Genomic DNA, 23,058 nt, shown 5'->3' with positions numbered 1-23,058 from the left:
ATTTCAGTTTCTTTTAATGATAAGATTTTGAAACAAGTTCAGAATGACACATATTTTATGCTTTTCTCTCTAATTCTTTCATTACATCTACTAAAGCTTGTACGCTATACAATGGTAACGCGTTATACATACTTGCTCTATATCCACCAATTGAACGATGTCCGTTAATTCCATTAATACGAGCTTCAGCCCACATTGAATCAAAACGAGTTTTTAAATCCTCGTTTGCTATTGTAAATGTAGCATTCATAATACTACGATCTTCTTTAGCGACAATACCTTCAAAAAGTGGATTTCGATCTATTTCATCATATAATAACTGAGCTTTCTTTTTATTCACTTCTTCAATAAAAGAAATACCACCTAAGTTTTTTAACCAATCTAAAGTTAACATAGATACATACACGGCAAAAACTGAAGGAGTATTAAACATACTATCTCTTTCTACATGTATTTTGTAGTTTAACATCGATGGAACTTCTCTGCAAATACGATCTAATAATTCTTCTTTAATGACAACTAAAGTTGCTCCAGCTGGACCCATATTTTTTTGAGCTCCGGCATAGATTAAATCAAATTTTGAGAAATCTAACTGACGAGAAAAAATATCAGAACTCATGTCACAAATTAAGGGAACATTAGTTTCTGGAAATTCATTCATTTGAGTTCCATAAATGGTATTATTACTTGTACAGTGGAAATAATCAACATCGTTAGGAACAGTATAACCTTTTGGTATGTAAGTAAAGTTTTTATCTTCAGAAGAAGCAACCTCAACTAAATCTCCAAAAAGTTTGGCTTCTTTAATCGCTTTACTACTCCAAGTTCCTGTATTTAAGTATGCTGCTTTTTTATTTAAAAAATTATAAGCAGTCATTAAAAACTGAGTACTAGCGCCACCTTGTAAGAATAAAGCTTTATAACCTTTATCTAATAAGTTTAAATGTTCTAATGCTAAAGTTCTTCCTTTTTCAATTACTTCAACAAATGGTTTACTTCTATGGGAAATTTCTATTAACGATAAATCGTCGTTATTAAAATTTACAACAGCTTCAGAGGCTTTTTTTAGTACTTCTTCTGGTAGAATACAAGGTCCGGCACTGAAATTATGCTTTTTCATTTAAAAAAGGTTTAGAGGTTTGATAGAAAGTTTAGCGTGTTTACACCATCGGCGTAATCCCATAAATTAGGGTGTTGTGTTTGCCCGAAAGATATTTCTTGTTCTAGAAAATCTTTAGCAACTACACATTGTATTTTATCACGGTCTTCGTATAATTTAATCTTTAAATCATCTGAGTTGTCGTAATATTCGTAGAAAATAGAAGCGATAGGAGAAGCATAACTTTCATCTTCCTTAATCATTAAAAATCCGTTTTCTAAAATATCAAACTCACTCATTAAGTATACTGCTTTGTTATAATCGTAATTATTCGCATACTTTGCATTATTGATGATATCTTGTTTGTTGTACATTCCTTTAAAGAATTGATCGAAATCATAATCTTTAGGAATAAAAAGTTTAGAAACAGAACGACAACCTAATCCGAAATAACGAAAAACATCTTCACTAAGTTTCTCATAATCTTCTTCATTTTCATTACCAGTGATAATAGCAACAGAATTTCTGTTTTTACGAATAATATTAGGTTTATCTTTAAAATAGAATTCAAAGTAACGAGCAGTATTGTTACTACCTGTAGCAATTACAGCATCAAAATTTTCTAATTTTTCACTAGTAAATGTAATTTTACCTTTGAATTCATCATTACAAAACTCAAGATATTTAGCAATAAATGGAAGCAAATGCTTGTCGTTAGTTGATAATTTAGCAAGTACAGCATGACCAGAAATCAATACTGAAAGAAAATCATGAAAACCTACTAATGGAATATTACCAGCCATAACAACCGCTACAATCTTATTAGAATCTGTAATTAAGGATTCATCTTTTATCCATTTTTCAATATTGGACAGTGTTAAAGCTTTAGTCCAGCTCTCACAAGCAAACAGTAAATTTTCTCTTGTAAACCAGTTGTTATTTTCCTCAGCTAATTTTAATTGATGTTTAAATCCATCAAAGAAAATATCGTTAAACTCAACAGTATCATTTTTTTGAATTCCTTCTTGAGAAAACTGACTTAAAAAGTTACCTAATTTTACAAACGCATCGATACGTTTTCTGATTTTATCCATTTAAATTGTTTCTAAATTAAATTGGCTTTATTTTTGCGTTAGCAAAGTTACAAAACTGAAATAGATTAGCTATGGCGATTATTATAACAGATGAATGTATAAATTGTGGTGCTTGTGAACCTGAGTGCCCAAACACAGCGATATATGAAGGAGCAGAGGAGTGGAAATATGCTGACGGTACAGATTTAGGAGGTAATATAGTTTTACCTAACGGAAATAGTGCAAACGCAGACGAGGATCAAGAACCAATTTCTGATGAAATTTATTATATAGTAGTTGATAAATGTACAGAATGTAAAGGTTTCCATGAAGAACCTCAATGTGCTGCTGTTTGTCCGGTTGACTGTTGTGTGCCTGACGAAGATAATGTTGAAACTGAAGAAGAATTGCTAGCTAAGCAGCGATTTATGCATAACGACTAAATTCAAAAAAACTTGAATTATAAAATCCTGAGCAAATTTGTTCGGGATTTTTTATTGCTTTTGAGCTACAACAACATAGGTGTCAAAAGCATAACTTTTACGATCTATCATTTCAATAATTTTAAAATCATTTAGATTTAAGAATAATTCCCATTCATTTTTTGTAAAAGCTCTAACTTCCGATTGATCTTCAGTTAATAATGTTTGTTCACCATTTATAGTTTGGTAGTACTTTGCATTCCACTGAAACATAAAATTCTCTTTAATTACATTAGGTTTCATATAACTAATTCTTGAATAATTTTTATCATTAATTGTAGCTTCATGTATTACTGTTTTTCCATTTTTAATGCTAGGAAAAAAACGACTGGCATCTATAAAATCAAAACATAAAACTCCATTATCATTCAGATGATTGCTAATGTTTTTAATAGCTTTTTGAATAGCGATATTGTTTAATAAATAACTAGTTGTTCTTGCAGTAATAATTATACTATCGTATGTGTTATTTAAATTAAAACCAGTCATATCTCCATTATAAAAAGTTCCTTCTGGATTTTTATTTCTTGAAAGTTCTACCATTTCATTACTTAAATCCATTCCAGAATAATGAATGGGAGAGTTGATAAAATGAGAAGCTAATCGACCAGAGCCACAACCAATTTCTAAAACATCTTTCTTTTGCTGTTTTAAAATAATTTCAGAATAAAATTGAAATTCCTTCTCATAATCAATGAATGTTTGATACATATCATCATAAATATTTTCAAACCCATTGGTATATAAACTTTGCATGAATAGTGTATTTGATGAATAAAAAAATGCTACTTTATAAAAGTAGCATTTTTAAGATTGGGGAATTATAATTAGAACTTATAATTTACAGATAAATTGAATAAAGTTCCTAATTGGCTAAAGTGATAGCCATCATAAGTCATTTGAGAATATCTCTGGTTGAATGTAATTAAGTTAGACTGCTGTTGCACTTGAGCAGGATCAGCTAAAATAGCATCACCAGCAGCGTTTTGAGAAACAAAATTCCATTCTGGAAGCACATTAAAAATGTTGTTAATGTTTGCAGCGATAGTAATATTCTTAGTTGCGTTGTAGTTAATACCTAAATCAGTAACAACATTTGGAGTAAATTCTGTACCTAAGTTGAAAATTCCGTTAGCATCAGTACTTAAACCTTGTTGGAAAAATTCTGTCTTTCCAAAGTAAGTATTATTTAAAGTAAAGCTAAACTTATCAATATCGTAAGTCGTACCTAAAATCCACTTAGTTCTTGGTCTAGAAGTAAAAAATAAAGCTTCTTGAGTTTGATTTACAACAGATTGCCCAGCGTTAGCTACAATTGTAGGATTATTAACTGCTCCATCTCTTTCGTTTTGAATTGTATAGTTACCAGATAAATTGAAACCTAATTTACCAGTTCCTAATTTTACATTTTTATATCCAACAACTACATCTATACCAGAAGTTCTAGTATCAATAGCATTAACAAAGAAACTTAAATCGCTTAAGTTATTTGCATCTAATAATTGATCAAGTGCAGTATTTCCAGCAGCAGTTCTACCGATTTCTGTACTTAATACAATTCTGTCATCTACAGCAATGTTATAATAATCTACAGTTACAGAGAAGTTTTTAAATGGCTTAGCACCAAAACCAACTGTAAAGTTTGTAGATTCTTCAGCTTTTAACTTCGGAATTCCTAAAAGACGTGCTTGTGGAGAAATATTATTTACTAAACCACCAACTTGAATACCTTGACCAGGAATAAAGCTATATTGTGCTTTTTGAGTATAAATTTGATGTAACGTTGGAGCTCTAAATCCAGTAGAAACTGAAGCTCTTAATGTATACTTATCTTCCATAAACTTGTAACGAGTACTTGCTTTCCAAACAAAAGTACTTCCGAAGTCAGAGAAGTTTTCTGCTCTTACTGTACCGTTTAATAAGAAATCTTTAGTTACATCCCAAGCGATATCAAAATAACCTCCTAAATTGTATCTGTTGAAGTTTCCAGAGTTTTCTGGTCTATTTCCTGCAAAAGAGTCTGCACCACCACCATCGTAAGAAGCTAATCCACCTTCAATAACTTCAAAGTTTTCAGTTCTAAACTCAGTACCAATACCAATTGCAACTTGATCAGATAAAACTTTTGAAATATCGATGTTTCCTACAATATGATTAAATGAAGTTCCACCTGGATTGAAACTTAAAGGACTATTCTCTCTATATAATTGAGTACTTTCTGTAGTTTCACCTGGATCAACTATACCATTATTATTCGCATCTACCCAAGTAGAAGGAGATAAAACCACATTTCTGTTGTGAGAATTACTAACTGTATACGTTTGTGTATTTCCACCAAAAGTAGCACTTGCATCGACATTCCATCCATTGATTTTAGATTTAAATCCTAAAGTAGCATTAAAGTCATTTAAATCACCTTCAAAAGTTGGAACATAACCGTCATATCCACCCGGATTTGTTGGATTATTTCCAGGGAAGAAGTTAGCTAAGTAAGGGAAATCTTGAATATCTCTCCAATATGGAGTTCTATAGTTTGCAAAACTATTTACTTTCTTATAAACATAAGCAGCATTGAAATATAGATCACTATTCTCACTCATGTCATAACTACCATTCACTAAGAATTTAGCAGCAGTAGTTTCAGGTGAACCATTAATGTTTCCTGCATCTGGTCTTCTAGATAAAAATTCTTGAATATCAGCTAGAGTTTCACCAGGACGCGTTCCTCCAAAATCAGCGAATTCTCCTTGTGCATCTACAGTTCCAGGTCTGTTTGCTAAAGCAGTTTTAGAAAAATCTAAAGTATAGTTTACAAATCCTTTTTTTCCAATTCTACTACCGTTATTTACACTTACACCAAGCATTTCTCCATCTCCTTCACCAGTAATTCCAGCTCTAAATGTAGCAGATCCATCTTTATAATCATCTTTTAAAATAATATTCATTACCCCAGCAATTGCATCAGATCCATACTGAGCAGAAGCTCCATCTCTTAAGATCTGAATAGTTTTAATCGCATCTGTAGGAATACCTGAAATATCTGCACCAGTTTCACCACGACCTGGTGATGTTTGTGTATATAATAACGCACTTAAATTTTTTCTTTTACCGTTAATTAAGATTAACGTTCTACTCGGTCCCATGTTTCGAATTTCATAAGGATCTAATAACGAAGTTGCATCGTTTACAGGAGTATTTACAGTGTTAAATGAAGGTATTTTATATTGTAAAGCTTTATCGAAAGTTGGTTGCCCCGTACTTTGTAATTCTTTTACACCAACTATATCAATTGGTAACGGACTTACAGTATTACTCCTAGCAGGAGTTCTAGATCCAGTAATTACAACTTCATCAAGTTGTACTCCATCTTTTAAAACTATAGTGAAGTTTGTTTTTCCATTAACAGCAACTTCTGTAGTTTCAAATCCAGTGAAACTTACAACAAGTACAGCACTGTCTGAAACAGTAAGTTCAAATAAACCGTCAAAGTTAGTAGAAGTACCATTGCTAGTTCCTTTTTCAACGACACTAGCTCCAGGTAAAGGCTCATTTGTGGAGTCTACAACCTTTCCAGAAATTTTTGTTTGTGCATACATTACGCCACATAAAATTGTGAGTAAAAAGCATAATTTTGTTTTTAACATAATTAATTGAATTAGTTTTATTTTAGATTTATCATTGTTGATTTTTGATTTAATTAACAATGAGATTATACTATTCTTAAGTAATTATGTTTTTTTTTATACTCTAAATTTTAAGAAAAATTTAAAATTTAGCTAAAAATTTGCTGTAATAGAAGGCTCCATTTGTACCCATTTGAACTGCATCCCAAAGTCCTCCACTGTCAGTATTTTCGCCCTGTACAGTTGGGTAAGTGTTGAATAAATTATTAGCTCCAATTTGGAAAGAAAAATTTTTATTGAATTTATAAGAAATATGAGTGTCTAATGTATATTTTGAATCATATCTATCGACTGAAGCGTTAAATCTTTCTGTAGTTGAATTATTAAATTCACTCAAAGGATTGTTGATTTGCCAATCAATTAATTCTAGACTACTATATTGAGTTATAGTGTTACTGATTGAAAACTTTCCTGTAGAAAAAACCGAATTTAAAATGATCTTATAGTCTGGTGCTGATGCTTTAAGAAAATATTGTTCTCTTGTACCGAAGAATGTTTCTGTATCTAAATCTTCATGATCTATTCGGGTAATTTTCATATTATTTACATTTCCAGTTAGATTTACAGCTAAATCGGAATTAGACCATTTTTTTAACCAATTTAATTTAAAATCGATACCAAAAGTGCTGGTATTAACACCATTTGCAAAAAATTGTATATTTTCTGCATCAGTATTTAATGATGAAGCATCAAAATTTCCGCTTAATATAATTCGATCTTTAATAGCAATATGATAAGCATCTATAGAAAACCCAAGATGATCTGAAATTCTATAATTGTAGCCTAAACTGTAATTTAAAGCTTTTTCTTCTTTTAACTTCTGAATTCCAAATTGTCTTGTAATCGGATTGTTATTTGCGATTAGAAAAGATTCTGTAGGAACATTATCAATATAATTCGTAAACTTTAAATTATAATAAATTTGGGCTAGGGAAGGAGCTCTAAAACCTGTACTAAAAGAAAAACGGAGATTTGATTTTGGAGTAATTTTATAATTACTAGCTACTTTTGCATTTATCGAACTACCAAAATCACTATAGTTTTCGTAACGCATGGCAGTTGCCAAAATCCATTTCTTAGTAACGTCTATTTCACTATCAAAATAAAAGCTAAAACTAGTTCGAGTTCTATCAACTTCGTTAATTGGAGCATATCCTGGAAATCCTTGAGATCCACCCGGACGAATATTTCCATTAAAGGTTGGAATTAGATTTTGAGGTGTATTATTTGTCACCACATTTCCATTAATATCGTACGATTCGTAAGAGAAAGGTTCACCTGCGAATATTTTATAATTCTCAATTCTATTTTCTAAACCTAAAGCGATGTGTAAACCTTTTAAAACGCTCGGAAATTGTTTGGTAAGATCAATATTCGTAGTGTTCTGATTCAAACTATGTCCGCCTGCATCAAACTCATTAGGTGAATTTTCTAATAAAGTAGCATTTAAAGTTTCTTTAATAAAGTAATGAAAGTAATTGTCACCATAACTATTGCTAAAATCTATGTTCCAACCGTTTATTTTTCCTCTAAAACCTAGCGTGAAAGATTTATCAGAAATATTAGATGTTATTAAAGGATTGAAACCATTTGGGTAAATAGATTGTACATTTCGTTCACTATCGAAAGGTCTTGTAAAAGCGTAAGCTTTTGTATTTTTTAAATTATATCCTCCATTAGTATATGCTTTAATTTTACTAGAAATAGGAAGTTCTGAATTAAAGAAAATACTACTACTAGTAACAGCAGCATCTCCATAATTTTGTCTAATTGAAGTTCCTTGCCTGAAAGTATGTCCTTTAGTTAAAAATTCAGCAGATAAATTAATAAATCCATCTTTTTTTATCGGAGCACCATAGTTTACTTCAGTTTTAAACGTAAGCCCATCAACACCTTTTTTATCAGCATTTCTGTTATTATTTGCATTGTAAAATCCAAATGTTGAATTTATATTAGTTGTGTTAGGATTATCGTTAAGTACAATATTAATTACGCCAGCAATAGCATCGGAACCGTATTGAGCAGAAGCTCCGTCTTTTAAAACCTCAATTCTTTTTATAGCTGAAGTTGGAATAGTATTTAAATCTGTACCAGAATTTCCTCTTCCTCTAGTACCGTAAAGATTAATTAAAGAAGTTTGATGTCTTCTTTTTCCATTGATTAGCACTAGAGTTTGATCTGGACCAAGACCTCTGTAAGTAGCGGGAATGATATGATCTGCGCCATCGGATCCTGATTGTTTTGTGGCGTTAAAAGAAGGGATTTCAGTTTGAATTAATTGATTTACTTCTAAGAGATCACTTTTTTTAGTAATACTTTTAACATCAATAATTTCTGTAGAAACGGGAGAGTCAACTTTTTGTCTTTTAGAATTTCTAGATCCCACAATGAAGACTTCATCTAATTGAACTCCAGATTTTAAGATGACTTTAATGTATTTCTGAGTAGGAAATATAATTTCATTGGTGAATCCTATATGTGAGATTGTTAACGGATTACCTTTGGTTAATTTCAATTCAAAACTTCCATCTCTTCTAGTAATAGTTCCGTTTCTGGTATCGTTTTCAATAACATTTGCTTTTTGAACTGGTTGATAATACTCATCAAAAACAACACCTCTAATAAGTTTGCTGTTCTGATAATCAATACCTATAATACTGTCTGTTTTTCTATCAGAATTATTAATATTTGTATTTGATACGGAGTTATAATTGAAGTTCTTTTTAGGTTTAAAAACTACATAATAGTTGTTTCCTAAATAATCAATTTGATAAGAAGTAAGCTTTTTAAGTAAAGAAATAGATTTTGAAAGTGATAAGTCGATAAAAGGGGAGATATCGATTTTATCTTTTTCTATTACTAAAGGATTGTAAGTAAAATATACATTGTGTTTTGTACTAATTTCTTCTAAAGCTTCTGCTAATGGAATATATTTAGATTCTTGAGAATGAATCTTAAAACTAGAAGTTGCCAGAAACACAAATACAAGAAAATTCTTTCGAAAAGTGTTTCTAGAAATCATTTAAAAAGGGTTATAGTTCGTTAGGTTAATTTTTATAAACTACTAGTATACCATTTTCTTTTCGAATATTAATATTTGTAGACTTTTTTATTGCGTTCAAACAAATTTCTAAATTCGTAATAGGCACTTTTCCTGTAATCAGTATGTTTTTATTCTCTAGCTTATTGTATTTAAATTTAACACCATATGTTTCAGAAATTTTGGCTAAAGCGTCTTCTAAACTTGTGTTGTCAAATATTAAATTTCCGTTTTTCCAAGATATAAATCCGTTAGTAGAGTTAAGGTTCTTATTTACAATTATTTTTTGAGCTGTTGAAGAATACTCAATATAATTTCCAGGAATCATCTTTTGAGCTTCACCATTATTTAAGTTCAATAATACACTTCCTTCCTCTAAAAATACATTTGTTTTATTTTCTAAAGTTTTTACATTGAATTGTGTACCATACACTTCTACAGTTAAATCACCAGTTTCAACTTTAAACTTAGCTTTTGTTGCTAAATCTTTTTTAACATTGAAAAATGCTTCTCCAGATAATTTGATATTTCTAGGATTATTTTTTTGATACGAAATTTCTGAATTTGCATTTAAGGTAACTAGAGTACCATCTTCTAAAGTTACATCAAGCATTTCACCATAACTTGTTTTATGGGTAACATTTGAAAAATTAGCGTAGATAAAAACACTTGCAGATATTAATAAAAGTATAGATGCTGCGGCAGAAAAATATTTAAAGTTTAATGACTTTTTCGATTTTTTCTCTTGTGTTTTATCCTCTTTAGTTTGAATTCTATTTGCAAACTTTTCCCATTCAGCATCAATTTTTTCTTTAGTAACAGTTTCTTTCTTAAAATTAATCCCCACAATAATATCTTTAGCTTCAGCAGCTAAAGTTTCGTGTGTAGGATTTTCTTTTATCCATACATTCCATGAAGAAGTCTCAGAAGAATTCTCTTCCAAAGCCCATTTATTAAAAGAAGCGTCTTCTAATAAATCTTGTATTGTATTGTATGTTTCTTTTCTCATTAGAATTACAGTATACTGTACTATATATGTATTTTATTATTTAAAGAACATAAATTATGAATTATACTCTTTTTAAACCACAAATTTATGAATTTAATAATTTAACAATAGCTTCTTCGTCTCTAAGGTTTTTAATTGCCTTGTGTAATGTGTTAATTACACTCTGATAATTAATTCCCATAGTCTCGGCAATTTCATTTGCTTTGAAGTTGCAATTGAACTTTAAATAAATAACTTCTCTTTGTCTTTTCGGTAGTTTGTTTATCAGTTTAGCAAGGTTCTTATTTCTAAATGTTAAAGATTCTTGCGTGGTAATAAACTCTTCGGGGGTAAAACTAATGTCAACTACATTCGTATCTAAATGTCTTATAAATGTATATTTCTGTTTCTTTTGAATTATTTTGATAATAAATCTTCGGAAGGACGCAAATAAATACGGAGCTATGGTTTGTAGATCGCTTAAATTCTCTTTATGCTCGTAGATGTATACAAAAAAATCTTGTAAAGCATCTTCAGTTAATGATTCGTCTCGAGAGATTTTTAAGCCATAACTATGCAACGATGGATAGAATTTTTTGAAGACGACAGAGAATGACTCTAGGTCTCCTTTTTTTAATGATTTCCATAAAATTTCATCCGATTCGCTACTCATTAAATATTTAGTTGAAGGTCTAAAATAGAAAAAATGGATTAATTTATAAAAGAATAGTATTAGCTTTTTAATCAGAAAGCTTATTAAAGTAAAGTAATGTACTATATTTGCAAACGCAAAAAAATATCAATTTATATTAAATGAAAGCTGGAATTGTAGGATTACCAAACGTAGGGAAATCAACTTTATTTAACTGTTTATCGAATGCAAAAGCACAAAGTGCAAACTTTCCATTCTGTACTATAGAGCCAAATTTAGGAGTGGTAAATGTACCAGATCAAAGATTAGAAAAGTTAGAAGAACTAGTAAATCCAGAAAAAGTAATTCCTGCTACTGTTGAAATCGTTGATATTGCTGGTTTAGTAAGAGGAGCAAGTAAAGGTGAAGGTTTAGGAAACCAGTTCTTAGCAAATATTAGAGAAACAGATGCTATTTTACATGTGTTAAGATGTTTTGATAACGATAATATAATTCACGTTGACGGTTCTGTAGATCCAATAAGAGATAAAGAAACTATCGATATCGAATTACAGCTTAAAGATTTAGAAGCAGTAGAAAAGAGATTAGAAAAAGTAAAGAGAGCTGCTAAAACTGGAAACAAAGAAGCACAAGCTGAATTAGCTTTATTGGAGAAAATTCAAGAAGTTTTATTAGGTGGAAAATCTGTAAGAACAATTGAATTTACAGAAAAGGAAGAAGAATTAGTACAGTCTATGCAATTTATTACTGCTAAGCCAGTATTATATGTATGTAATGTAGATGAATCGTCAGCTAAAGATGGAAATGCATATGTAGATAAGGTTAGAGAAGAAGTTAAAGATGAAGAAGCAGAAATTATTGTTCTAGCTGTAGCTACTGAAGCTGATATTGCAGAGTTAGAAGATTACGAAGAGCGTCAAATGTTTTTAACTGATATCGGATTAGAAGAACCAGGTGTTTCTCGTTTAATACGTTCTGCATACAAGTTATTAAACTTACAAACATATTTTACCGCTGGAGTAAAAGAGGTTAGAGCTTGGACAATTCCTGTTGGAGCTACTGCGCCACAAGCAGCTGGAGTAATTCATACAGATTTTGAAAAAGGATTTATCCGTGCAGAAACTATTAGCTATAGTGATTATGAAGAATACGGAAGTGAAGCTAAAGTGAAAGAAGCTGGTAAAGTGAGAGTAGAAGGTAAGGAATATGTTGTTGCCGATGGAGATGTAATGCACTTTAGATTTAATGTATAGTAAAATACAACTTAAAATATTTAAAAACCATATCGATTAGATATGGTTTTTTTGTTAAAGTGTTAACATTCAGTTTTAAAAATAAATATTCTTAAATTAGAAGAAATTAAAAATATTGTAAATGAATAATAATCTAGCCGTGCTTATTGATGGAGATAATATATCTTCAGGTTATGTTGAAGAAATGATGGAAGAAATAGCTAAATATGGTAATCCAACGATTAAAAGAATTTATGGAGATTGGACAAAACCTGGGCTAACTAAATGGAAGAATTTACTTTTAGAAAATGCTATAATACCAATACAACAATATGGATATACTAGAGGTAAAAATGCTACCGATTCAGCAATGATAATAGATGCTATGGATATTTTATATAGTGGAAAAGTAGATGGTTTTTGTTTAGTTTCTAGCGATAGCGATTTTACACGATTAGCTACAAGATTAAGAGAAGCAGGAATGACAGTTATTGGAATAGGAGAGAAGAAGACACCGAATCCTTTTATTGTAGCTTGTGATCGATTTATTTACATAGAAATATTAAAAAAACGTACTGAAGAAAAAGTTGAATCTAAAGAACCTAACGTAGATAAAATTACTAAGAAAGAGATAAACTTAATTTCTTCAACAATAAATGATTTATCAGATGACGATGGTTGGGCGTTTTTAGGAGATGTTGGTAGTTTGATTCAAAAAAAGAGACCTAATTTTGATTCTAGAAATTATGGGTTTGAAAAATTAACTCCTTTAATTAAATCGATAGGTAAATTTGATATTGAAAGAAGAGAAAATCAGAAGAACAAACATCAACTAATCTTCGTACGAATAAAAACAAAAACCTCAACAAGAGCTAAGAAAAATTGATTCATACAAAATTTTAAAATAGAATAATCCTTTTTTAATCTACAACAAAAACCTACCTTTGAGCTATATATTTAAATTGTAGATTAAATTACAAACGGATTCTTTAGTTTTACTTTTCTTTCACTAAGACAATCAGACAACTTATCCTTCTTGCGCTTTAATTTTTTTCTAATTATATGAATTCAATCTAACTAGTTAAAAATAAAGTTAGTTATTGATTGAAGTAAAAGATTTTTATAAAAATATGAAGTCTTTTCTAGTGTGGTTCAATTTTTATTGAGCTTATCTATAGTGAGTAATTATTTATCTATAAAGCATGAGACAACTTAAAATAATTAAACAAGTTACGAATAGAGAGTCAAAGTCTTTAGATAAATATTTACAAGATATTGCAAAAATAGATTTAATTACTGCAGATGAAGAAGTAGAATTAACAAAAAGAATTAGAGAAGGAGATGAAAGAGCTTTAAAAATATTAGTTGAAGCGAACTTACGTTTTGTAGTGTCGGTTGCTAAACAATATCAAAACCAAGGTTTAAAACTAATAGATTTAATAAATGAAGGAAATATAGGTTTAGTTAAAGCTGCACAACGTTTTGATGAAACTAGGGGATTTAAATTTATTTCTTATGCAGTTTGGTGGATTCGTCAAGCAATATTACAAGCTTTAGCAGAGCAATCTCGTATTGTGAGATTACCTTTAAATAGGATAAGTGATATAAATAAAATAAAGAAAGCTGTTGTACGACTTGAGCAGGATAATGAAAGAGTTCCTTCTGTTCATGAAATTGCAAAAGTTTTGGATATGACTCCAACTAATGTTAAAGAATCGATGATGAATATTAGTAAACATTTATCTATGGATGCTCCATTAGTAGACGGAGAGAATTCGAGTTTATATGATGTTTACAATTCAGGAGAAATACCGAATGCAGATAAAGATTCTAATGCTCAATCGTTAAAAATTGAAATAGATAGAGTTTTAAAGACATTATCTCCAAGAGAATCGGATATTATACGTTTGTTTTATGGAATTGGAGAAGAATCTACAATGACACTTGATGAAATAGGTGAAAGTATAGATTTAACAAGAGAAAGAGTTAGACAAATAAAAGAAAAAGCCTTAAGGAAATTGAGACATGTATCTAAATCAAAATCTTTAAAAGGCTATTTAGGTTAAAATTTTAAATAAGTAAATTCAATAAGAAAGTATGTTAATAATTAAAGTAAAAGACGGTGAAAATATTGATAGAGCTTTAAAGCGCTATAGAAAGAAGTATAGAGATGTAAAGCTTTTACGTGAAATTAGAGGAAGAAAAGAATACGTGAAAGAATCTGTTCGTAGAAGAGAAGAAGTTAAAAAAGCAGAATACAAACAAAAAGTATTATTAAAAGACGATTAATTTATTCTAAATTAAAAATTAAAGAGCTATATTTGCAGTGTTCAAAATAGAACGCCTTTTCAAATTAGGGTAGTATTTAATAAGTTTTTTTGAGTTTTCTCTTTCCTTCTTTATTCCACATTACTTTATTTTTTTAAGAGTTTATATACAACGTAGGTGTTGACTATAAATATTTGTATCTATAGTTATCATTTAACAGTTTTATTTTGAATAAAAAATAAGTATTAAAATTAATTAAGTAAAGATGCAAGAAGGTACAGTTAAGTTTTTTAACACTACAAAAGGATTTGGATTCATAACAACTCAATCAGGACAAGATATTTTTGTTCATAACAGCGGTTTGATAGATGATATTAGAGATGGTGATAAAGTACAATTCGAAACTGAACGAGGAAAAAAAGGAATGAATGCTGTTAATGTTGAAGTTCTAGACTAAAAATGTATTAAAATATCTCCAAAGACGTTTGGAGTTTCTTTTTCATAGCAATTTTCCCACTCAATCTTTGAGTGGGTTTTTTTATGTAAAAACTGAAATTATTTTCTTGAATTTAATATTTGATAATCAGATTTTTAATCTTTTCTTAGTTATGTTGACTATTGTAGTTATGATTTTAACTATTAAATAAAGATTAAAACAAGACGTATTTTTACTTTATGAAAATTAGAAATAAGCAATTATTAGGCTTTCTTGTAGGGATTTTAGGAATTGTATTGTTCTCTTCAAAAGCTGTATTAGTGAAACTAATGTACAAACACGAAGTACCAATGATAACAGCCTTATTTTTAAGAATGTTGTTTTCATTTCCATTTTATGTGTTCATCTTAGTTTCTTCTTTCAAAAACAAAAACACTACTAAAATCACCAACAAAGAATTATTATGGATTATCTTTTTTGGTTTCGTGGGATATTATCTCGCTAGCCTTTTTGATTTCATAGGTCTTACTTTTATAAAGGCCAGTTTAGAAAGAGTGATATTGTTTGTTTATCCTACAATTGTATTATTTTTAAATGCTTTTTTTCTAAAGCAAAAAATCACCAAACAGCAATTACTAGCTACTTTTGTTACTTATTTAGGAATAGCAATAACTTTCGGGTCTGAGATTTCTGTTTCAAATGATAATGTTGCTTTAGGAGGTTTTTTTGTATTACTATCAGCTATAACTTATGCTTCTTATTTAGTAGGAAGTGGTTGGTTAATTCCTAAAATAGGAGTGGTACATTTTACTTCCTATGTTATGGTAGTTTCTTGCCTGTGTGTGTTTATACATTATTTTATTACTGCAGAAACTTCAATATTAAATTATTCTTGGGAAGTTTACGGTTTAGGTTTTTTAATAGCAATTTTAGCAACTGTAATTCCTTCGTTTTTAGTTTCTTGGTCAATCAAATTAATATCATCATCGAACTTTGCTATTTTAGCTTCATTAGGACCAGTATCGACTATTATCTTAGCTGTGATTTTTCTAGATGAATACTTATCATTTCTACAATTATTAGGAACCGTGATTGTAATTTTTGGTGTTTTATTAATTTCAAGAAATAAGAAGTGAAAAGACTAGAACTTCTTTGCGTTGAGTTCTAGTCTTAGTCAATTAAAACAATTTCACATAGAAATTAATTGTAAATAGTATCTAAATCTGTTGCGTTTACTAAAATGAATTTTCCTTTTTCTCCTGATTTTCCTTGGATTCCTTTTCCTAAGTTAGATGGATTAGCAGTTGCACCACTGCTACCAGTTCTACCACCGCCACAGTGACCAGTTCCTCTACCAAAAGATCCGCCTTTACCTGCCGCACCATGAATTCCAGGAATACCACCGTTTCCACCTTTTCCGCCTTCATTTAATAATTGCATGTAACTAAAGCTTTCATTTACTTGTTGACTAGATATAATCGTTACAGAAACTCCGTTTCCACCAGTACCTCCAGTTCCACCTTTACCGCCTAAACCAGCATTTCCACCGTTTCCTCCATTTCCACCGCCACGTCTACAACTGAACGCACCAGAAGATGCTTTTCTACCTTTATAACCATTTCCACCATTTCCTCCGTTACCACCAGCACCACCAGTTCCTCCTTTGTAACCATTTCCTAAAATAGCAATTGGAGCAAAAGCAGGCATTCCTATTGGAGAAGAAAACTCTTTTGTAACAATATATACATGAGGCAAGTTTTTAGTTAAACCAGTTTTTCCTGTAATTCCTGTTCCACCGTGACTACCATGTTGACCATTTCTCCAATCTCTATAAGTAGTTCCGTTGGCTCCATTTCCACCTTTAGCAGCTCTATCTGGAGTTTTTAAAGTTGTCCTTTTGAATGTGATTTTTGAAATTTTATTCGGATTTTGAACTTTTATTTTATTTGCTTTAATAAGTATCCATGGAACGTCGGTATTTTCAAGGATAAGATGTGCTCCGTCTGAAAATACAATTTCATTAGCATTAATGATTTGACCATTAAAATTTTCATTATTACCTATCGGAAATACTGTCGTAAAATTTGTGTTGTTTTTAATTATTTCTAATACTTCCTGAGGTATAGCTTCCTCAATTTTTGATTCAACTATATCTTGAGATCTTACAATAATAGTTGACAATAATGTGATGATGATAAGTGTTTTTTTCATTGTGTTTGGTTTTTCAGTAAAAGTAGTATCAGAAGTATCTTGCTGAAATCCCTAGCAATAGGTAATTTGTGATTAGGATTGATATTCAGAAAAGTTTTTTAACGTTTAAACTAGGTTTGAAATCTGCATAGTCTTTGTGGTTTTTTGTATTTTGTAGTCCATAATTTTACAACTATGCAAATAGAACAATCAACCTTTAATTTTTTAAATAAACTAGCTGAAAATAACAACAGAGATTGGTTTGCTGATAATAAATCTGAATTTGATACCATTCAAAAAGATGTAAAGCAATTTTATAAAGCGGTTCAAGAAAAATTAGAAGCTCATGATGAAATAGAAAAGCACAAGTTTTTTAGAATTTATAGAGATGTTCGTTTTTCAAAAGATAAAACTCCATATAAGACACATTTTGCAGGATCTTTTTCTCGAAATGGAGCACATTTAAGAGGTGGATATTATCTACGATTAAAACCAGGAGAAAGTTTTTTAGCAGGTGGTTTCTGGGAACCAAATAAAGAAGATTTATTTAGAATTCGAAAAGAAATAGAAATCGATGCTTCAGAATTTAGGGATATTTTAGATGATGCAGAATTTCAGAAATATTTTGGAGATAAGTTTGAAGGAGATGAATTAAAAACAGCTCCTAAGGGATTTGATAAAACACATCCAGATATAGATTTAATTCGTAAGAAAGGATATATAGCAATTCGAAATTTTACAGACAAAGAAGTACTTTCTAAAAACTTTATTGACGAAATTGATGCTTCCTATACAGCATTACGTCCGTTTTTCGATTTAATGAGTTCTGTGTTAACCACAAACTTAAATGGAGAATCAATACTTTAAATGTAAAAACATTTAAAGTATTGATTGAAATATATAATTATATCTGACTTAATCCACCATCAACTTCTAATTCAACACCGTTGATAAAAGAAGCGTCATCAGAAGCTAAGAATAAAGCTGTACTAGCAATTTCTTCAGATTTTCCAAATCTACCTAATGGAACTGTTTGCGAAAAACTTTTACCCATTTCTTCTACAACTTCCCCAGGTAAGTTCATTTTTCCATAGATTGGAGTTTCAATCGGACCTGGTGCAATAGAATTTACACGAATTCCTCGATCTTTAACTTCAGAAGTTAATACACGAGAGTATGCTCTTAAAGCTCCTTTACTAGCAGAATAAACTCCGAATCCATCAAATCCTTTTTGGTGTACAATAGAGTTCGTAAATAAAATAGAACCACCATCATTAATATGTGGAATTGCTTCTTTAGCAGCTAAAATAGGACCTTTTACATTAATATTAAATACTTCATTAAAGTGCTCTTCTGTAATTTCATTTGCGGCAGCTACTGGAGCTACACCAGCATTTAAAAACAAAACATCTATTTTACCGAACTTATCTACAGTTTCTTGTATTAATCTTTTGTTATCTTCTTGTTTTGCAACATCGGCAACAACAGTAATAAATTCACCATTTAAATTTTCTGTAGCTTCTTTTAATGCAGTTTCTCTACGACCAGATAATACTACTTTAGCTCCTTCTTCTAAAAATAACTTTGCTGTAGCTAATCCGATACCACTGTTTGCACCTGTTATTACCGCTACTTTTCCTTGTAATTTACTCATTTTAATAGTTAGATTTTTATTTGAAACAATCGTTTCAAATAAGGTTAAAAAAAAATTTACTCCAAGACTGAAAGTATTGTTTTTACTATACTTTTTAAATCTTTTTGATCATGTATTAAAACATTAGAAAGATTGAATCCTTGAAAAGCAGTTAATAAATAAATAGCATACTCGTAAGCGGTTTTATTTTTATTTATCGAACCTCTTTCTTGACCTTTTTCTATGATGTCTTTAAACAATGTAATCATACCATCATTATTTTGCTTTAGAAACGTATGTACTGTATCTTCTTGATTGGCCATTTCAGTGACACAGTTATTTATTAAACATCCGTTTTTATCATTAATGTTAGAATAAAATATTCGTTCTAAAGTTTTGATGTAACAGTCATTTGAACAAAGAATGTTATGAATCTTTTCTTGAGCTTCACATTGGTAACTTTTTAAGCATAACATATATAAGTCTAACTTACTACCAAAAGTATTATAAATACTAGATCTGTTTAATCCTGTAGCATCTACTAAATCTTGCATAGAAGTTAAACTGTAACTTTTTTGATGAAATACTTCAGTTACCTGTTTAATTACTTGTTCTTTATCAAATGTTTCTGTCTTTGGCATGTATTTGAAATGATCGTTTCAAAATTAATAGTTTTTTAGAAACCAAGAATAAATTAAATGTTAATTTTTTAATAAAGCGATTTCTTTACGTACAAAAAAGTAGGTAACAATGGTTGCTAACAAGTCAGAAATAGGGAAGGAGAACCATATTCCATCTAATCCATAAAAAATAGGAAGAATTATAATAAACGGAATTAAAAAGATAGATTGACGTAATAGAGTTAATATCAAGGCAGGTTTTGCTTTTCCTACAGCTTGAAAATATGAGGCTCCAACTAATTGAAATGCAATAAAAGGAGTGGCCAATAAGGTAATTAAAATAGCGTTTGGAGTTTGTTCTAATAATTGTTGATCGTTAGTAAATACAGTCGTCATTTCATAATTAAAGAAATATACTACACCAAAAATAAAAATACACAGAATTGTTCCGTATTTATTAGCTGTGTTTAAAACATCTTTTACACGATCGTACAAATTGGCTCCGTAATTATATCCAGCAATTGGTAAAAATCCTTGTACTATTCCAAATACAGGGAAAAAGATAAACATCATTAAACGGTTGATAATCCCAAAAACGGCTAACGAAGATTCATTTCCATACTTGTATAAAGAGTAATTCAATATAATTGTTAAAATACTAATAGTTCCTTGTCTAACTAGTGTAATACTTCCTAGAGAACTAACTTCAGATACAATTGCTTTATCAAATTTTAAATGATTTAAACGTATTTGTAAACTACTTTTTTTAGATAATAAAAATCCAAGAATAAATAATCCGCAAACGGCATAAGCAATAGAAGTAGCTAATCCAGCACCAAACATTCCCCAGCCAAATACTTTTATAAATAGTATATCTAGAATAATATTTGCAATAGCTGGTAAAATAAGGGCAATCATAGCATATGTTGGTTTTCCTAAAGCCCTAATAATTGGATTTCCCATCATGGCATAAGCTAAAAACGGTACACCAATTATAATAATTCTGAAATAAGGAATCGCAGGTTCTAAAATATTACCATTAGCACCAAATAATTTTAAAACTGCTTCTTCAAAAATTAAACATAAAGCAACTAAAACTACTGATGTTATTGTTGTTAAACTTATTTGATTTCCAAATACTTTTTTAGCTTTTTCAATATTATTGGCTCCTAAAGCAAGCGAAATAACAGAACCACCACCAATACCAATAGCCATTCCAATAGAAGAAATTAAAAATCCGATTGGTAATACGACAGTAATAGCAGCAATAGCTAAAACACCAATCCATTGTCCAACAAAGATGGTATCTACAATCATGTTAATAGACATTACCAAAATACCAATTGCAGCAGGTATAGATTGTTTTAATAATAACTTGCTTACTTTTTCTGTGGAAAGTTCACTGGCAACTTGATTCATGATAGTAGAAATTAGTCTACAAATTAACGAAATAATAAGCTTTCTTACGTAAGTTTGCACTCATGAATTTAGATAAAGTTTTTACAACAACTAGAGTCGTAGTTTCAGAAGAAATAGATAACTTAAATCACGTAAATAATGTGGTTTATGTGCAATGGGTGCAAGATATTGCAACATTACATTGGGAATATCTGGTTAAAGATATAAATGCAGAAGATTTAATTTGGGTGCTTGTTAAACATGAAATTGATTATATAGGACAGGCAGTTTTAAATGATGAAATCACATTAAAAACTTGGGTTGGAGAAACTAAAGGCGTAAAATCTGTCCGTCATGTTGAAATCTTTAAAGAAGATAAGTTATTGGCAAAATCTCAAACCACTTGGTGTTTGTTAAACAGTAAAACTTTACGTCCGACTAGAATTACAGAAGATATTTTTAATTTACTATCTCCGTCTTAATAAGACTATCTTTGCACTTTAAAAGAATTATATGTCTACATTCTCAGATTTAGGAGTCCGTAAAGATTTTATCAAAGGATTAAAAGAGTTGGGTATTAAAACTCCAACTGAAGTCCAGAAAAAAACAATTCCTTTTTTGTTACAAGCAAATAGCGATTTTATTGGTTTAGCACAAACAGGAACAGGAAAAACAGCTGCATTCGGGTTACCAATTTTACATCAAATAAAGCCAAATTCAGATAACATTCAAGCGTTGATTTTATCGCCAACAAGAGAATTGGTTCAACAAATTAAAAAACAACTTTTTAAGTTTACAAAGTATGTAGATCATAAAATTTTTGTTGAAGCTGTTTATGGTGGAGAAAAGATTGATAGGCAAATTAAAAATCTACAACGAACTACACATATTGTTGTGGCAACTCCGGGCAGACTTATTGATTTAATAGAGAGAGGAGAAATAAACCTAAAAAATATAAAGACTTTAGTTTTAGACGAAGCAGATGAAATGCTAAGTATGGGATTTAAGTTAGAAATCAATAGAATTTTAAAATATACTTCTGGCGAAAGAAATACTTGGTTATTTTCTGCTACTATGCCTGATGAAATTAAAAGGATTGTAAAAAACTACATGAATATTAATGCAAAACGTGTAGAAATTAATCCAGCTTCTATTGTTAATGAGAATATCACACATTATTATTCTGTAGTTACTTCAGCTAATAAAACTGAGGCAATTGTATCTTTTTTAGAAGGAAGACAAGATGAACGAGGAATTATTTTCGCAAGAACAAAAGCAGGAGCAAGAAAACTAACTACTGAATTATCTGAAGAAGGTTTTACTGTAGATGTTCTAGAAGGTGATATGAAGCAAATAGAAAGAGATAAAGTAATGCGTGCATTCAAAAACCAGTCATTACAATACTTAATTGCTACTGATGTTGCTGCTAGAGGAATAGATGTACAGAATTTAAATTTTGTAATTCATCATAAACTCCCTGAAAAGTTAGAATATTATACACACAGAAGTGGTAGAACTGCTAGAGGTGGAAATAGAGGAATCTCACAAGCTTTTATAGCTGCAAATGAAATAGAACATATTCATCAAATTCAGAAGAAACTAAATATTCAATTTATTAAAAAGTAAGTCTTTGTTTTAAATTATGGATGTCATTTACGTCATAGATATTCTAGGAACCTTTGCATTTGCTATTAGTGGAGCTTTGGTAGCATCAAAGAAAGATTTTGATTTATTTGGTGTTATCATTTTAGCTTTTGTAACTGCTGTTGGTGGTGGAATGTTAAGAGATGTATTGATAAATGCACATCCTATAAATTGGATTGGAGATTTAAATTATATAAAAACAATTGCTGTTGCAGTTGTTTTTACTTTTCTTTTTAAACGTAGAATAGAACCACTAAGAAAAACATTCTTTCTATTCGATACGATTGGAATAAGTGTCTTTACCTTATTAGGTTTACAAAAAGGATTGAGTTATGATTTGCCTTCAGTAGTTGCTATTATTATGGGAATGGTTTCAGCTGTTTTTGGCGGCGTAATACGAGATGTGTTAACTAGAGAGGTACCTTTAATTTTTAAGAAAGAAATTTATGCCTCAGCTTGTTTGGCTGGTGGTTTGGTATACTTATTATTGAAAAAGTTAAACGTTGATGAAAATTTCAGTTTTATATTTTCAGCAGCTATAATCATTACCATTAGAACACTTTCAGTAATATATAAGTTAGAGTTACCTAAAATTAAAGATGATTCTAGCAAAAGTTAAA

22 protein-coding genes are annotated in these 23,058 nt (G+C 30.0%); 11 read left to right on the top strand and 11 right to left on the bottom strand.

The window, feature by feature from the left end:
• Window positions 1-55: 55 nt before the first annotated feature.
• Window positions 56-1,120 carry a 3-phosphoserine/phosphohydroxythreonine transaminase gene (gene serC, locus Q1A15_RS07920; protein ID WP_299621407.1) on the bottom strand — a complete coding sequence of 355 codons (1,065 nt, stop codon included), beginning with the start codon at window positions 1,118-1,120 and terminating at the stop codon, window positions 56-58.
• A gap of 11 nt (window positions 1,121-1,131) precedes the next feature.
• Window positions 1,132-2,193: an acyl-CoA reductase gene (locus Q1A15_RS07915; protein ID WP_299621404.1), complete on the bottom strand. Its 1,062-nt coding sequence runs from the start codon at window positions 2,191-2,193 to the stop codon at window positions 1,132-1,134.
• Window positions 2,194-2,264: 71 nt separating this feature from the next.
• Between Q1A15_RS07915 and Q1A15_RS07910 the strand changes: the two genes are divergently transcribed.
• Complete coding sequence (locus tag Q1A15_RS07910) at window positions 2,265-2,615, top strand: 4Fe-4S dicluster domain-containing protein (RefSeq protein ID WP_299621401.1); 351 nt, start codon at window positions 2,265-2,267, stop codon at window positions 2,613-2,615.
• Window positions 2,616-2,666: 51 nt separating this feature from the next.
• Here the strand turns inward: Q1A15_RS07910 and Q1A15_RS07905 are convergent, their stop codons facing one another.
• The 5 genes from Q1A15_RS07905 to Q1A15_RS07885 all read right to left on the bottom strand — a co-directional run bounded on the left by Q1A15_RS07905 (window position 2,667) and on the right by Q1A15_RS07885 (window position 11,038).
• Window positions 2,667-3,410: a class I SAM-dependent methyltransferase gene (locus Q1A15_RS07905; protein WP_299621399.1), complete on the bottom strand. Its 744-nt coding sequence runs from the start codon at window positions 3,408-3,410 to the stop codon at window positions 2,667-2,669.
• A gap of 71 nt (window positions 3,411-3,481) precedes the next feature.
• Window positions 3,482-6,298 (bottom strand): TonB-dependent receptor, encoded by a 2,817-nt coding sequence (locus Q1A15_RS07900; RefSeq protein ID WP_299621396.1) that lies wholly within the window; start codon window positions 6,296-6,298, stop codon window positions 3,482-3,484.
• A gap of 121 nt (window positions 6,299-6,419) precedes the next feature.
• On the bottom strand, window positions 6,420-9,359 hold the full coding sequence (locus Q1A15_RS07895; RefSeq protein WP_299621392.1) for a TonB-dependent receptor: 2,940 nt from the start codon (window positions 9,357-9,359) through the stop codon (window positions 6,420-6,422).
• 25 nt (window positions 9,360-9,384) lie between these two features.
• Window positions 9,385-10,386: a FecR family protein gene (locus Q1A15_RS07890; RefSeq protein WP_299621389.1), complete on the bottom strand. Its 1,002-nt coding sequence runs from the start codon at window positions 10,384-10,386 to the stop codon at window positions 9,385-9,387.
• A gap of 85 nt (window positions 10,387-10,471) precedes the next feature.
• Window positions 10,472-11,038: a sigma-70 family RNA polymerase sigma factor gene (locus tag Q1A15_RS07885; protein ID WP_299621386.1), complete on the bottom strand. Its 567-nt coding sequence runs from the start codon at window positions 11,036-11,038 to the stop codon at window positions 10,472-10,474.
• A 140-nt stretch (window positions 11,039-11,178) separates the two neighbouring features.
• On the opposite strand from Q1A15_RS07885, the gene ychF reads away from it, so the two are divergent.
• From ychF to Q1A15_RS07855, 6 genes are all read left to right on the top strand, one after another.
• On the top strand, window positions 11,179-12,270 hold the full coding sequence (gene ychF, locus Q1A15_RS07880; protein WP_299621383.1) for a redox-regulated ATPase YchF: 1,092 nt from the start codon (window positions 11,179-11,181) through the stop codon (window positions 12,268-12,270).
• Window positions 12,271-12,391: 121 nt separating this feature from the next.
• Entirely contained in the window at window positions 12,392-13,135 is a 744-nt protein-coding gene (locus tag Q1A15_RS07875; RefSeq protein WP_299621380.1) for an NYN domain-containing protein, read from the top strand.
• 316 nt (window positions 13,136-13,451) lie between these two features.
• The gene (locus Q1A15_RS07870) at window positions 13,452-14,315 is read left to right on the top strand and encodes an RNA polymerase sigma factor RpoD/SigA (RefSeq protein WP_299621378.1); all 864 of its coding nucleotides are present in this window, start codon (window positions 13,452-13,454) and stop codon (window positions 14,313-14,315) included.
• A 31-nt stretch (window positions 14,316-14,346) separates the two neighbouring features.
• The gene (gene rpsU, locus Q1A15_RS07865) at window positions 14,347-14,538 is read left to right on the top strand and encodes a 30S ribosomal protein S21 (protein WP_299621375.1); all 192 of its coding nucleotides are present in this window, start codon (window positions 14,347-14,349) and stop codon (window positions 14,536-14,538) included.
• Window positions 14,539-14,782: 244 nt separating this feature from the next.
• Complete coding sequence (locus Q1A15_RS07860) at window positions 14,783-14,974, top strand: cold shock domain-containing protein (RefSeq protein WP_299621372.1); 192 nt, start codon at window positions 14,783-14,785, stop codon at window positions 14,972-14,974.
• A 218-nt stretch (window positions 14,975-15,192) separates the two neighbouring features.
• Window positions 15,193-16,089 (top strand): DMT family transporter, encoded by an 897-nt coding sequence (locus Q1A15_RS07855; protein ID WP_299621370.1) that lies wholly within the window; start codon window positions 15,193-15,195, stop codon window positions 16,087-16,089.
• 64 nt (window positions 16,090-16,153) lie between these two features.
• On the opposite strand, the gene Q1A15_RS07850 is transcribed toward Q1A15_RS07855, so the two are convergent.
• A complete protein-coding gene (locus tag Q1A15_RS07850) occupies window positions 16,154-17,164 on the bottom strand; it encodes a hypothetical protein (RefSeq protein WP_299621367.1) in 1,011 nt (336 codons plus the stop codon).
• Window positions 17,165-17,338: 174 nt separating this feature from the next.
• Here Q1A15_RS07850 and Q1A15_RS07845 point away from each other — a divergent pair, with 174 nt between their 5' ends.
• Entirely contained in the window at window positions 17,339-18,010 is a 672-nt protein-coding gene (locus Q1A15_RS07845) for a DUF2461 domain-containing protein (protein WP_299621364.1), read from the top strand.
• 37 nt (window positions 18,011-18,047) lie between these two features.
• On the opposite strand, the gene Q1A15_RS07840 is transcribed toward Q1A15_RS07845, so the two are convergent.
• Genes Q1A15_RS07840 through Q1A15_RS07830 form a run of 3 tightly spaced genes read right to left on the bottom strand, consistent with a single transcriptional unit; the run spans window position 18,048 to window position 20,815 of the window.
• The gene (locus tag Q1A15_RS07840) at window positions 18,048-18,797 is read right to left on the bottom strand and encodes a glucose 1-dehydrogenase (protein WP_299621361.1); all 750 of its coding nucleotides are present in this window, start codon (window positions 18,795-18,797) and stop codon (window positions 18,048-18,050) included.
• A gap of 56 nt (window positions 18,798-18,853) precedes the next feature.
• The gene (locus Q1A15_RS07835) at window positions 18,854-19,417 is read right to left on the bottom strand and encodes a TetR/AcrR family transcriptional regulator (RefSeq protein WP_299621359.1); all 564 of its coding nucleotides are present in this window, start codon (window positions 19,415-19,417) and stop codon (window positions 18,854-18,856) included.
• A 60-nt stretch (window positions 19,418-19,477) separates the two neighbouring features.
• Complete coding sequence (locus Q1A15_RS07830) at window positions 19,478-20,815, bottom strand: MATE family efflux transporter (protein ID WP_299621356.1); 1,338 nt, start codon at window positions 20,813-20,815, stop codon at window positions 19,478-19,480.
• Window positions 20,816-20,877: 62 nt separating this feature from the next.
• On the opposite strand from Q1A15_RS07830, the gene Q1A15_RS07825 reads away from it, so the two are divergent.
• From Q1A15_RS07825 to Q1A15_RS07815, 3 genes are read left to right on the top strand one after another with little or no spacing between them, the layout of a single operon-like run.
• Window positions 20,878-21,276 carry a thioesterase family protein gene (locus Q1A15_RS07825; protein WP_299621353.1) on the top strand — a complete coding sequence of 133 codons (399 nt, stop codon included), beginning with the start codon at window positions 20,878-20,880 and terminating at the stop codon, window positions 21,274-21,276.
• Window positions 21,277-21,307: 31 nt separating this feature from the next.
• The gene (locus tag Q1A15_RS07820; protein ID WP_299621350.1) at window positions 21,308-22,420 is read left to right on the top strand and encodes a DEAD/DEAH box helicase; all 1,113 of its coding nucleotides are present in this window, start codon (window positions 21,308-21,310) and stop codon (window positions 22,418-22,420) included.
• 16 nt (window positions 22,421-22,436) lie between these two features.
• Entirely contained in the window at window positions 22,437-23,057 is a 621-nt protein-coding gene (locus Q1A15_RS07815; protein WP_299621347.1) for a trimeric intracellular cation channel family protein, read from the top strand.
• Window position 23,058 lies beyond the last annotated feature (1 nt).

Source organism: uncultured Tenacibaculum sp., from assembly GCF_947495995.1.
GTDB lineage: Bacteria > Bacteroidota > Bacteroidia > Flavobacteriales > Flavobacteriaceae > Polaribacter.
Note: the sequence above shows the minus strand (reverse complement) of the source record. Positions and strands in the feature narration are given on the sequence as shown.

What these genes read in the sequence shown, in the direction of transcription:
- serC (WP_299621407.1), bottom strand. Translation starts at nt 1,120, where the DNA reads ATGAAAAAGCATAATTTCAGTGCCGGACCTTGTATTCTACCAGAAGAA.
- Q1A15_RS07915 (WP_299621404.1), bottom strand. Translation starts at nt 2,193, where the DNA reads ATGGATAAAATCAGAAAACGTATCGATGCGTTTGTAAAATTAGGTAAC.
- Q1A15_RS07910 (WP_299621401.1), top strand. Translation starts at nt 2,265, where the DNA reads ATGGCGATTATTATAACAGATGAATGTATAAATTGTGGTGCTTGTGAA.
- Q1A15_RS07905 (WP_299621399.1), bottom strand. Translation starts at nt 3,410, where the DNA reads ATGCAAAGTTTATATACCAATGGGTTTGAAAATATTTATGATGATATG.
- Q1A15_RS07900 (WP_299621396.1), bottom strand. Translation starts at nt 6,298, where the DNA reads ATGTTAAAAACAAAATTATGCTTTTTACTCACAATTTTATGTGGCGTA.
- Q1A15_RS07895 (WP_299621392.1), bottom strand. Translation starts at nt 9,359, where the DNA reads ATGATTTCTAGAAACACTTTTCGAAAGAATTTTCTTGTATTTGTGTTT.
- Q1A15_RS07890 (WP_299621389.1), bottom strand. Translation starts at nt 10,386, where the DNA reads ATGAGAAAAGAAACATACAATACAATACAAGATTTATTAGAAGACGCT.
- Q1A15_RS07885 (WP_299621386.1), bottom strand. Translation starts at nt 11,038, where the DNA reads ATGAGTAGCGAATCGGATGAAATTTTATGGAAATCATTAAAAAAAGGA.
- ychF (WP_299621383.1), top strand. Translation starts at nt 11,179, where the DNA reads ATGAAAGCTGGAATTGTAGGATTACCAAACGTAGGGAAATCAACTTTA.
- Q1A15_RS07875 (WP_299621380.1), top strand. Translation starts at nt 12,392, where the DNA reads ATGAATAATAATCTAGCCGTGCTTATTGATGGAGATAATATATCTTCA.
- Q1A15_RS07870 (WP_299621378.1), top strand. Translation starts at nt 13,452, where the DNA reads ATGAGACAACTTAAAATAATTAAACAAGTTACGAATAGAGAGTCAAAG.
- rpsU (WP_299621375.1), top strand. Translation starts at nt 14,347, where the DNA reads ATGTTAATAATTAAAGTAAAAGACGGTGAAAATATTGATAGAGCTTTA.
- Q1A15_RS07860 (WP_299621372.1), top strand. Translation starts at nt 14,783, where the DNA reads ATGCAAGAAGGTACAGTTAAGTTTTTTAACACTACAAAAGGATTTGGA.
- Q1A15_RS07855 (WP_299621370.1), top strand. Translation starts at nt 15,193, where the DNA reads ATGAAAATTAGAAATAAGCAATTATTAGGCTTTCTTGTAGGGATTTTA.
- Q1A15_RS07850 (WP_299621367.1), bottom strand. Translation starts at nt 17,164, where the DNA reads ATGAAAAAAACACTTATCATCATCACATTATTGTCAACTATTATTGTA.
- Q1A15_RS07845 (WP_299621364.1), top strand. Translation starts at nt 17,339, where the DNA reads ATGCAAATAGAACAATCAACCTTTAATTTTTTAAATAAACTAGCTGAA.
- Q1A15_RS07840 (WP_299621361.1), bottom strand. Translation starts at nt 18,797, where the DNA reads ATGAGTAAATTACAAGGAAAAGTAGCGGTAATAACAGGTGCAAACAGT.
- Q1A15_RS07835 (WP_299621359.1), bottom strand. Translation starts at nt 19,417, where the DNA reads ATGCCAAAGACAGAAACATTTGATAAAGAACAAGTAATTAAACAGGTA.
- Q1A15_RS07830 (WP_299621356.1), bottom strand. Translation starts at nt 20,815, where the DNA reads ATGAATCAAGTTGCCAGTGAACTTTCCACAGAAAAAGTAAGCAAGTTA.
- Q1A15_RS07825 (WP_299621353.1), top strand. Translation starts at nt 20,878, where the DNA reads ATGAATTTAGATAAAGTTTTTACAACAACTAGAGTCGTAGTTTCAGAA.
- Q1A15_RS07820 (WP_299621350.1), top strand. Translation starts at nt 21,308, where the DNA reads ATGTCTACATTCTCAGATTTAGGAGTCCGTAAAGATTTTATCAAAGGA.
- Q1A15_RS07815 (WP_299621347.1), top strand. Translation starts at nt 22,437, where the DNA reads ATGGATGTCATTTACGTCATAGATATTCTAGGAACCTTTGCATTTGCT.